We start from the raw sequence: 11,701 nt of genomic DNA, 5'->3' as shown, positions 1-11,701 counted from the left end.
CCTACTCACGAAAAACCTCGCGGTTTTTCTATTTCGATTATTATTTGCTAACTTACTGGCTGAAACAACGCTACAAATCATATACTAAACCGTTGTGCGTCATATAAGAAAACTACAGAAATGAACAGAAAAATGAACTTAATTTCCCTCATATTCTTAATTACTGTGAACTTTTCCTGTACCGAAAATAAAAAAATCGAAAAGGAAACGAACAAATCTGTATTTCTGGAAAATTTACAAACCGACACATTAAAATTTACTTCTGGAATACGAGCTATCTTTCAAGACAGTAAAGGTGATTATTGGCTTGGAAGTCATAACGAAGGTATTAGCCATTATGATGGGAAAACTTTTGAATACTTCACAACAAATGACGGTTTAGCAAGCAATCAAATTCGTTCAATTCAAGAAGATAAAAACGGAATAATTTGGATTGGAACTGCCAAAGGTGTGTGTAGTTACAATAGAGAAAATTTCACAAGTTATTTAAGTGTGTCTAATTCCCCGAAATTAGATTGGAATGCTACAGATGGAAGTTTATGGTTTTATGCAGGAGAAGAAGATGGAATAAACCGCTTTGATGGAATTAATATGAACTATCTAATTTTTCCAAAACCTAAAAATGATAATCCGAATAAATCTTATGGTGTTACAGGTATTTCAAAAGATAAAGATGGTAAAGTTTGGATTGCAACTTATTCAGCATTGTTCAATTACGATGGCAAAACGACAAATATTTATAACCATAAAAACCTCAAGCTTAAAGACAATGAAGTTTTACACATAAGAAGTGTATTAGCAGATTCAAAAGGTAGAATTTGGATAGGAAATAATGGAATTGGCGTAATCCGAAAAAGTGGAGATTCCATAACCCATTTCTCAAAAGAACAAGGAAAACTAATTCCATTGAATGAGTTTGAAGCGAACATTAAATCACAACAATTAGATAAAAATACAGGATTACAATCAGTTTTTGCTATTGAAGAAGATTCAGAAGGAAACATTTGGTTTGGAGATAGGGATTCAGGAGCTTGGAAATATGACGGCAAGACTTTGACAAACTTTACCATTGATAGCGAATTATCTAAATCAATGATTTGGACGATCTATAATGACAATAGTAATAATTTACTTTTTGGAATGGCGAATGGAGGAGTTTATAGATTTAACGGAAAATCATTTGAGAAAATGTTCTGAAAAATAAAATACGAACGCACAACAATGTATATAAAAAATAGGCGAAATATCAGTAAAATAAAGGCTTTTGGCTCGCATCAAAGTAAGTGTTTAACTGAAAGTTTGGAGCTTCAAAATCGCCTACTTTTCATATACTAACCGTTGGGTTTAATACGAATGAAACATATAAACTACATTTTAATAATTCTATTTTTAGTTGGTTGCTCATCAACAAAGAAACTGACAGAAAACAATCCTAAACCGACAAAGTTTGTATTCAAAAAATCTATGGTTTCTTCACAAAGTGGGATATCGGATTTGGAATCAAAAAAGGATTCTTTAATTGATTCAACTTACAAACCGAATGGAAAAGATTCTTTGATGAATAAAAAACTCAAAGAAATGCAAATGACTGATTTTCTAACTCAAACACCTGAAACGGAAATTTATGTAGAAATTCTAAATGACTCTATTTGGCGTTATACCAAACAAAAAGGTAAAATGATTGGCGATTATTTTATGATTCAAAAAAATAGCGGAATTTTAAACTATTATGACAAATCCAAATCTGTCAATTATAGAAAGTATGACCTATTTGCTAAAAATCACGAATACGAAATAGTTGAAAATCGAAAAGATAGAAAGGAAATAAAGGGTTTTGATTGTTACAAATTGACTTTAATAAAAAAGGACACAGAAAGCGATTTAGGAAATACAATTTATGAGATGTATGTGACTGACCGAATTGAATTACCTATACATTCTGTAATTAATTTGACCAAACTCGTGTCGAACACTTTTCCTATGGAAATAAAAGTTTCAGAAGAAAAACTTTCCGGAATAGCTGAATTATATGAATTAATCGGAATTGAATAAAGTACTAAACCCAACAACGTATAAAAATAATTGCTATTTTGTGCTTAAATAAAGGTAGTTGCGTATTTGCTACATCTGAATTTCCTGCGGAAATTCCTCGCACGCAAACACGCAACTATTCTTATACAAAACCGTTGTGCGTCATTTGAAAACTGAAAATCTTAATGCAAGAAATTAAACTTTGGAATATAGAAGGAGAAAATGTAAAACAAGTTTCTCAATCAAAATTAGACTATGAAAACCGACTTGAAAAATGGCTGATTGAGGATATTTCTATTCTTTCAGACGGTTTAGCTGTAATTGGCAGTCAAGTTATTACAGCTTATAGTAAAAAGATTGACATTTTAGCTGTTAACCGAATAGGCGAAATAATTATCATAGAATTAAAAAGAGACAAAACATACAGAGAAATTGTTGCTCAAGCTCTCGATTATGCTACTTGGGTTAAAGATTTAAGCTACGATGAGTTGAATAGTATTTTCAACAAACATAGTAATACCGAATACAATGATTTAGGAGAATATTTCACTTCAAAATTTGAAAAGGATTCGGAAGAAATTGATTTTAACTCTGACCACAAAATGTTAATTGTTGGTTCTGAAATTGATGATTCAACCGTTAGAATAATTGACTACTTGTCAAGTGAACCTTATTCGGTTAATATAAATGCTGTAAATTTTAATTACTTCAAGGATAATAATGGGAAAGAATTTTTAGCTCAATCCTTTATCAAACCAGAAGAAAATATAACAGAAGAAAGTAGAAGTAAAAAAAGGAAAAGAGCAAAGTCAATAATCACAAAACTTTTTGAAAGTGGTAAATTAAAAGTCGGACAAAAAGTATATTTAAAACCTGCTATTGAACAGGGAGTTGAAAGGTATTTAGTAGAAGCAGAAATTATGAATACTAATCAGAACTGCTTAAAAAAACAAAATTCAGATGAACTTTATTCTTTCAGTAAGCTACGTGCATTATGGACAGACGAGTTTAACTTGCAAGATGTTAGAAAATTTTGGGGTTTTGGAGTTAGATATGATTGGATAGATGAAAACAATAAAAGTTTAAACGATATTTTAGAAGAATAAAAACGAACGCACAACAATGGCTATAAGTAATTGCTTGTTCTCGCCTACTTCTGAAAATCCTCTCGGATTTTCAGTATGGTGTGTACTTGCAAAGTTAAGTGCTAAACCACGCAACTACTCATAGCCGAGACCGTTGTGTTTCATACTACCAGCCGCATATTTTAGCACTTTTGGTTTTTGCCAACGCTAATTTCCAATGCTCTAAAAACCAAAAGAGCTAAAATTTCCCAACGCTCGAAATAATCCGAATTAAAAGTTGGAAATTCAAAATGTTTTTATAAATTTGGACAATATTTGTCTAAAATAATTTTGACCAATGAAAACATTAGGCGACACTTTAAAATGTGCCAGAGAGGAAAAAGAATTGATACTGCGAAAAGTTGCGGCTGAAGTAGATATTGACCAATCTCTGATAAGCAAATTCGAGAAAAACGAAAGAAAACCGACAATGGAACAAATCGTAAGACTTGCAAAGTTTTACGAACTTCCCGAAAGTGAACTAATCATAAATTGGTACTCTGAAAAAATTGCAGACGAACTAAAATACACAGAATCTACTTCTGAAATATTAAAAGTAGCAGAAGAAAAAATTAACTATTATAAAGCTCAAGAAAATGGAAAATAAGAAAATGAAAGTTGCAGAATTATTTGCAGGAGTTGGAGGATTTCGTCTTGGACTTGAAAAAAGCAATTACGAAGTTGTTTGGAGTAATCAATGGGAACCGTCAACCAAAATGCAACACGCATCAATGGTTTATGAAGCACGTTTTGGAAAAGAAAATCATTCTAACGAAGATATAAACGAAGTAGTAACAAGAAATGTAGAAGAAATCCCAGATCACGATTTATTAGTTGGTGGTTTTCCTTGTCAAGATTATTCTGTTGCTACTACATTACATAATTCAAAAGGTTTAAAAGGTAAAAAAGGTGTTCTTTGGTGGTCAATTCATAAAATTTTGGAGAACAAAAAGAACAAACCAAAATATCTTTTTTTAGAAAATGTTGATCGACTTTTAAAATCGCCAGCCAAACAAAGAGGTCGTGATTTTGCAGTTATGTTACAAAGTTTAAACGATTTGGGATACGCAGTAGAATGGCGAGTTATAAATGCAGCTGAATATGGAATGCCACAAAGAAGACGTAGAGTTTTCTTTATTGGCTATCATAAATCGACAGAAGTTTACAAAAGACTTCAAAAATCAAATAAAACAAATTGGCTAACAGAAGAAGGAACTATTGCAAACGCTTTTCCTGTTGCTAAAACAAATTCAATTCAAGAAGTTGAGTTAAAAGGAGATTTAGTAGAAATAACCAATAATTTCAATAAAAATGGAAAATTATCGCCTTTCCAAAATACAGGTTTATTAATAAAAGGTAAAGTTTACACAACTAAAACAGAACCAAATTATGATGGTAAGAAAACTGTTTTAGCAGACGTTTTACAAAATGGAGAAGTTACACCTGAATTTTTTATTGACGATAAAGACAAAGACAAATGGGAATATTTGAAAGGTGCAAAAACAATTGAAAGAAAATCACCAGATGGTTTTGTTTACAAATATTCAGAAGGTGGAATGATTTACCCAGATGCTTTAGACAATGCTTCAAGAACTATTATAACAGGAGAAGGTGGAAAATCACCTTCAAGATTTAAACACGTAATTGTTTCTGATAGAGGTTTAAGAAGATTGACACCAATTGAGTTAGAAAGACTAAATATGTTTCCAGATAATCATACCAAATTGGAAGGAATTACAGACACAAAGCGAGCGTTCTTTATGGGAAATGCTTTAGTTGTTGGCGTAATTGAAAAAATTGGAGAAGAACTTTACAAACAGATAAACCAATTTGAATATGCTTGATATAACTTCAGCTGATTCAATTATTGAATTTGCAAAACAACTTAAAAACCAAACTTTAAGACAAGCCTGCGGTTCAGAAATTGAAAAACACGGTTACAAAGGAAAAGGAAATTTTGGTCAAATATTAGAGAAATTCTATTTTGGGTACGAACCAAATTCTGATGCAGAACCTGATTTTTTGGAAGCAGGTCTTGAATTAAAAACAAGCCCTTTAAAGACTCTCAAAAACGGAGAATATCGTTCAAAAGAAAGGCTAGTCTTAAACATAATCAACTATTTAGAAGTTCATAAAGAAAAATTTGAAACAAGTTCGTTTTGGAAGAAAAACGCACATCTACTTTTGGTATTTTATCTTCACGACAAAGATTTAGACTTACTTGATTATTTAATAAAATTAGTTGACGGTTGGCAATATCCAAACGAAGATTTAAAAATTATTAAACAAGATTGGGAATTTATCAACCAAAAAATCAAAGACGGAAAAGCACACGAATTATCCGAAGGAGATACGTTTTATCTTGGAGCTTGTACAAAAGGCTCAACTGCTCTAAAATCATTCAGAGACCAACCGTTTAATAAAGAACAAGCAAAACAACGAGCGTATTCTTTAAAGCAAGGTTATGTAAATCACATAATCGCGAATATTGCTCAAGAAGAAACTGCTGTTTACGGAAAAATAATTGAACAACCTGAAATTTTAGAGAAAGTACGTTCAATAGAAGAAATAGTAATTCTAAAATTCCACCCATTTTATGGAAAATCCGCAGAACAAATTGAACAAGAATTAGGTTTAGAATTAAACCAAAAAGCCAAAAGTTATTTTGCAAATCTTACAAATGCTATTCTTGGACTTGAACTCGGTCAAAAGATAGAGGAATTTGAAAAAGCAGATATTCAAGTAAAAACTATTCGACTTAAAGAAAATGATTTACCAAAAGAAGATATTTCGTTTCCAACATTTGAATATCAAGAGCTTGTAGAAACAGATTGGGAAGATTCAGATTTTAAGAACATTTTGGAAAGTAAATTTTTCTTTGTGTTCTATCAATTTGAGGGAGAGAATTTGATTTTAAGAAAAGTGAAGTTTTGGAATATGCCTCATTCCGACATTCTTGAAGCCAAAAATGTTTGGGAAGAAATGGTTAGAACAGTTCTAAAAGGAGAAATTGTAAAAGAAGTAACTGACAAAGGAAAAAGAAAAACCTATTTTCCAAAGAAAACCGAAAACAGAATAAGTCACGTTAGACCACACGCAAGAAATGCAGCAGATACTTATGAATTACCTGTCACAGATAAATTAACAGGATTGACTGAATATACAAAGCATTGTTTTTGGTTAAACGCAAGGTATGTGAAAGACGAAATATATCTGAAATAAGCCAACGCTAAAAGCCATACACATTTGCAATTCGCTACAGCCATTACACAAGCCAAAAATTGCAAAAGAGTATGTCTTTGCCAACGCTAGCAAGTTTGCGGAAAAAAGTACGAAAACACAACAACGTATATAAAAAATAGCGGTTTAATCGCTTAATCGAAAGAAAATGAATAAATTAGAGGTCATTGTTAATCTGAAAAATTAGTGAGTAAAATCCGCTACTTTTCATATACAAGACCGTTCTACGCAATTTGACCAAACCAAGAAAATGATAGTAAAATATAAAAAATCCGTTATTGAAATAACAAATGAATCTGATTTGGATTCAGCGGAATTTGGTCAGAGATTTAAGAAACAATATCCAGCCGATTTAGGAATAGAATCGGAATATAAACCTTCTTCAAAACACGGAATTCGAATAACAGAAAACGGAATTGAAAAGTGTAGTGCATTATTATTGGAATCTGGAGGAGCAACTGGAATTTCTGAAAATTCATTTCTAATTAAAAATGACCGAATTTACATTTGTTGTTCTGACCAAATATATTCTCTGAATTTAATGGACTTATCAGCGAATTGGAGAAATCAATATGACGTTGCAACTTGTTTCGGAATTTATGAATTTGACGAAGATTTTATCATTCACGGAGAAATTCAAGTTAGCCGAATTGATAAAAATGGAGAAACTAAATGGAATTTTAGTGCGAGAGATATTTTTGTAAATCCAAATGGAAAAACGGAATTTAAAATTATTGAAAACAGAATTGAATTAATAGATTGGGAAGGTTATAAATATGAACTGAATGGAGAAGGAAAAATATTAACGGAAATAAAAACTGCGTAGAACAACGTGTATAGCTCATTGCGGCTGAATTCCTAATCGGAATTCATTGCAATTTGCTATCTTTCGGTTACGGCGGAAAAGTCCGTTGGACATTTTCCGCAACGAGCCATACACAAGACCGTTACCCACAATTATGAAAAAAGCCTTTGCGATAACATTAATGATTATTTCTCTGATTTTTACTTCTTGTAAAAAAGAGAATAAAACAGCTGAAAAAGAAAACTCTGAAATTGAATTCGTAATTCTTGGAACAGCTAAAAACGGAGACGGAAAAAAATTAGGTCTTCATATTCCAAGCTTAGGAATGGACAATCGACTAACTTCCGAAATTGTAAATGGTAAATTTGAATTTAAAGGCAATTTACCAAATCCAGAAAGAGCTGAAATCGCATTCGATAACGAATTAGAAGAATTTGACGGAATGTATTCTGTTTATGACGTTTATCTAACAAAAGATACTTTAAGAATCAATGTTACAGTTGATGAAAGAGATGAAAATTTATATTTTTCGGAAAATTCATTTGAAGATAATGGAGTAAACACTTATTATCAAAATAACAAAAATAAATATTGGGAAGCTTATAATGGTTTGTCCTATAATCCTAGAGATAGCGTTCTAATGGATAGTTTGAGAAAATATGTTTTTCCTAAAGTTCGAGAAAATGTAATCAAAGTAAATACAGAAATTTTTAGCGATAAGAAGAATACAATTATTGGCTTAAATAATCTGAAATATATTTTTGACAACAGATTTGTTTTTGACTTCAAAGAAATGAGTAGTGAACAAAAAAAATCAATTAATGAATATTTTAATAACATCGACGAGTCATACATAAATTCACCTGATTACACAGTTGTAAGTTCACATATAAAAAGAATGAATAACGTAAACTTCGGTAAGCAATTTATGGACTTCTCTCTACCTGATATTTCGGAAAAAGATTCTCAATTATCTAAAATAATATCACAGAATGAATTTACTGTTTTAGATTTTTGGTGGTCAGGTTGTGCACCTTGTAGAAAGTTTAATCAAGAAAGTAAAGAACATTATAAAAAATTAAAAGAAAACGGAATTGAAATAGTATCTATTAACGTAGATGACGGAATGAAAAAATGGCAAAGAGCATCTGAAAAAGATAGTATCGATTGGATAAATCTTTATGCTGGAACTAATTCCAAAATTCAATCAGACTACAATGTTGTTGCTTTTCCGACTACGATAATATTTGATAAAAATAAACAACGAGTAGATTTTGACTTTCATAAAGCAACTGAACTTTTGAAACTAAAATCGAAAAAATAACTGTGGGTAACCACATGTATAATTAATTGCTTGGTTCTATCCTACTTACGAATATTCCTGCGGAATATTCTATTCGGTTTTTATTTGCTAAATTACGTGCTTAACCACGCAACTAATCATACACATACACGTTGGCAAACATTTTGAACATCACGCACAAAATATGAATAAAAAGAAAAAATTACCGATTACGATTTTAAAATCTTTGGAATCATTTGTTAATCTGACTGGTGAAAAGTTCAAAATAATTGACCCAAAAGACAATTTACTATACGTTTTAGATATTGATAATACTTCAGATTTTTATTTTAAGATTGAACAATATAAGAAAATGCAAAACGGTTCATTTCAGTTCTTAATGGACAGAAAACCCAAAAATGTAAATGAAAACGGAAACCATCGAGGCTGGATTGAAATAAAAAATCTAGAAGCTCAATTTAAAAGTTGGCTAAATCTTCTTGACCAATACGAAACAACGGAATCATTCTTTGACGACCCAATATTAAAGTCAAATGCAGAAAGATTTTTTCAAAAATTCGACATAATAGACGAAAATGCAGATATAGAAACTTTCGACTTGGAACAACAAATATTTCTTGAACAATATCTTGACGAATCAAAAGAAAAATTAAAGAAGCTTAAAGAAAAACAACCACCTGAAAAAGTTGTTGAAATTGAGATTTTAGAGAAAGAAACAGAGGAAATTAAAAATGCTCTCACGATTGAATCCAAAAAAAAGATAATGGTTCGACTTTCGAGATTTTGGGGAAGAGCTCAAAAAACTGGATTACAAGTAATAAAAGAAATTTTTGTTAGTGTAACTGCGGAATTAGCTAAAAGAATAATGCTTGGTTCATAATTTAAAAAAACGATTTGCCAACACCGTATATAACAAATAGCTACGTCTTTTCTAAACCGGAAATTTTGGTATATTTGGTAAACCACCAAATCTTTTGATTTGGCATTTTAAACAGAAAAGATAAATACAAAATACAAAAGTTTTGGCTTGTGGCGAGATTGAAAAATAAGTCATAATTTTACGCTACTTGTCATATACAAACACGTTGCCAATAATTTGAACTAAACTACTAAATGAAAGCATTTTCAAAAATATCTTGGTTAGAATTTCCTAAAATATATACTCAAAATATAATTGAAGAAATCAACTCAAAGGGTAAAGATTACATTCTAAAAGTCGATGAAAATGAATACATCAATTATTTAATCGAAAAATATCGACTAGAACCATTAAAAATACTTTTGGAAACAGAAGAGGTTTCTAACCCAATTAAATCTCAAGAACAAAGAAATGATGGTTTTGGGAGAATATTTATGGCAAATTCTTGGACTTTCAGAATAACTTATCGATTTGAGGGAAGTGCAGATTTATTTGCTATCAAACCGAATCCATATTCCTATTCTACTTATGATATAGATGTAAATAGACGAAATAGTACTGTTTCTTTTCAGATTAAAATTTTTAGACAAGATGCAGCGGAATTTAAAAGAGAAAAATCTTCTTGTTATCAAGATGCTTTTGCTAATTTAAATACAGTCAATGACCACGTTTCTCAATCAAACGTTACATTTGACGATAGTATAAGAGCATTATTTCTTCGAGAGAAAAACAAGTATAAAGAAGAAAATGATTTTTTCGCAGCAATTAATGTAAAAGTAAATGAAAATACACAATCAATATTTTCAGCGCCAACCATAAAAAAGAAAATAATTAAACAACCTTCAGTCGCTAAAAATAAAGAATTTAACTCTGTTCCATCAATGAGTCAAGAAATGTATGAAGATGTTTTAAAGGTAATTTATGACTCTGGGAAAAGTATGGAAAAGAAACCTGCTTTATACATTGGCAAAGATGAAGAAGGTTTAAGAGACCAATTTTTATTTGTATTGGAAACAAGATATGAAGGAACTACAGCAACTGGAGAAACTTTTAATCGTGGTGGTAAAGCGGATATTATATTAAAATACGCTGATGATGGAACAAACTTATTTATTGCAGAATGTAAATTTTGGCACGGTAGTTCGGAATTTCTAAAGGCAATATCACAGCTATTTGATAGATATTTAACTTGGAGAGATTCGAAAGTTGCAATTATGATTTTTGTCCAAAATAAAGATTTTTCTAACGTGCTGAAAACTATAAAATCAGACATATCAAATCACGATTACTATTTAAAATACAACGGAGATAAAGGAGAATCATCTTTCTCTTATGATTTTCATTTACCACAAGACAATGACAAAAAAGTTGAAGTAGAAATAATGACTTTTCACTTCGACAAAAAATAAAAACTATTGGCAACACCGTATATAATTTATTGCTAGTTATAGCTTACTTACGAAAATCCTCGCGGATTTTCTATTCGGTTTTTATTTGCTAAATTTAGTGCTTAAATCACGCAACAAACCATATACAAACACGTTGGCAACAAGCTGAAAAACTCACTCATTTGAATAAAACGAAAAGAAATAAATTAATCATTTTCCCAATCCTATTGATATTAGGGTTTTTTCTGTTTTATAAATTTATGACTTACGACAGAAATTATACTTGGTCAAAAGAATACTCATTTGAAGTTGAAAACGCTGTAAAAAATCTGGACTTTGAATTTCAAAAATCGGAGAAAATAAATACTGAAAACATTAAATTACCGAATGAAAAGTGGATTAAACTCAAAATCCAAAAAGTGTTGAGTAAAGTAGATTTAATGAATTATGGAACGGAATTCGGAGAAAAAATCACTCTGAATTCAATTAAATCGGAACAGTCACTAATTTGCAAAGGTTGGTGTTTGAGCGACCATTTAATCGGAATTGAAATTGAGCATAAAAATATTGACTCAAAAACATTAGAAAAAATAAAACAACGATTTGAAAGCCATTTTCCGAATTATAAATTAATTTGGACTGAATTATAAACTGAAAAAATAAAGCCAGTTGCCAACAACGTATATAAAAAATTGCTGGTTTCTAGCTTAACCAATGTTAGTTGCTTGTTTTGTTACGTCTGATTTTCCTTCGGAAAATACTCGCACACAAAACCGCAACTTTCCATATACAAAACCGTTGGCAAACATTACACAGAACAATGCGGAAATACGAAAATGTTGAATATACAAATCCATATGAATTATTATTCTTACTTGGTTCAACTGTAGC

The 11,701-nt window shown here is 30.7% G+C and carries 12 protein-coding genes; 11 read left to right on the top strand and 1 reads right to left on the bottom strand.

Annotated elements, in window-relative coordinates:
• The first annotated feature begins 120 nt into the window (after positions 1-120).
• The 11 genes from C8N41_RS16340 (at position 121) to C8N41_RS16290 (ending at position 11,460) form a co-directional block, all read left to right on the top strand.
• Positions 121-1,197, top strand: a complete 1,077-nt coding sequence (locus C8N41_RS16340; protein WP_115840046.1) for a ligand-binding sensor domain-containing protein — start codon at positions 121-123, stop codon at positions 1,195-1,197.
• Between the two features lie 156 nt (positions 1,198-1,353).
• Positions 1,354-2,052: a hypothetical protein gene (locus tag C8N41_RS16335; RefSeq protein WP_115840045.1), complete on the top strand. Its 699-nt coding sequence runs from the start codon at positions 1,354-1,356 to the stop codon at positions 2,050-2,052.
• 164 nt (positions 2,053-2,216) lie between these two features.
• A complete protein-coding gene (locus tag C8N41_RS16330; RefSeq protein WP_115840044.1) occupies positions 2,217-3,137 on the top strand; it encodes a PDDEXK family nuclease in 921 nt (306 codons plus the stop codon).
• 316 nt (positions 3,138-3,453) lie between these two features.
• The gene (locus C8N41_RS16325; RefSeq protein WP_115840043.1) at positions 3,454-3,762 is read left to right on the top strand and encodes a helix-turn-helix domain-containing protein; all 309 of its coding nucleotides are present in this window, start codon (positions 3,454-3,456) and stop codon (positions 3,760-3,762) included.
• Positions 3,752-4,999, top strand: a complete 1,248-nt coding sequence (locus tag C8N41_RS16320) for a DNA cytosine methyltransferase (RefSeq protein WP_115840042.1) — start codon at positions 3,752-3,754, stop codon at positions 4,997-4,999. The genes C8N41_RS16325 and C8N41_RS16320 overlap by 11 nt, the downstream gene beginning before the upstream one ends.
• Entirely contained in the window at positions 4,992-6,377 is a 1,386-nt protein-coding gene (locus C8N41_RS16315; protein ID WP_115840041.1) for a Sau3AI family type II restriction endonuclease, read from the top strand. The genes C8N41_RS16320 and C8N41_RS16315 overlap by 8 nt, the downstream gene beginning before the upstream one ends.
• Positions 6,378-6,645: 268 nt before the next feature.
• Positions 6,646-7,221 carry a hypothetical protein gene (locus tag C8N41_RS16310; RefSeq protein WP_115840040.1) on the top strand — a complete coding sequence of 192 codons (576 nt, stop codon included), beginning with the start codon at positions 6,646-6,648 and terminating at the stop codon, positions 7,219-7,221.
• Between the two features lie 133 nt (positions 7,222-7,354).
• On the top strand, positions 7,355-8,524 hold the full coding sequence (locus C8N41_RS16305) for a TlpA disulfide reductase family protein (protein ID WP_115840039.1): 1,170 nt from the start codon (positions 7,355-7,357) through the stop codon (positions 8,522-8,524).
• A gap of 163 nt (positions 8,525-8,687) precedes the next feature.
• On the top strand, positions 8,688-9,383 hold the full coding sequence (locus C8N41_RS16300) for a hypothetical protein (protein ID WP_115840038.1): 696 nt from the start codon (positions 8,688-8,690) through the stop codon (positions 9,381-9,383).
• 233 nt (positions 9,384-9,616) lie between these two features.
• Entirely contained in the window at positions 9,617-10,831 is a 1,215-nt protein-coding gene (locus C8N41_RS16295; protein ID WP_115840037.1) for a hypothetical protein, read from the top strand.
• 161 nt (positions 10,832-10,992) lie between these two features.
• Positions 10,993-11,460, top strand: coding sequence for a hypothetical protein (locus C8N41_RS16290; protein ID WP_147298977.1), 468 nt, complete (start codon positions 10,993-10,995; stop codon positions 11,458-11,460).
• A 57-nt stretch (positions 11,461-11,517) separates the two neighbouring features.
• On the opposite strand, the gene C8N41_RS17090 is transcribed toward C8N41_RS16290, so the two are convergent.
• A partial coding sequence (locus C8N41_RS17090) for a hypothetical protein (protein WP_115840035.1) occupies positions 11,518-11,701 on the bottom strand: 184 nt, incomplete at its 5' end.

The sequence above is a fragment of the Winogradskyella sediminis genome, assembly GCF_003387355.1.
Lineage (GTDB): Bacteria > Bacteroidota > Bacteroidia > Flavobacteriales > Flavobacteriaceae > Winogradskyella > Winogradskyella sediminis.
Note: the sequence above shows the minus strand (reverse complement) of the source record. Positions and strands in the feature narration are given on the sequence as shown.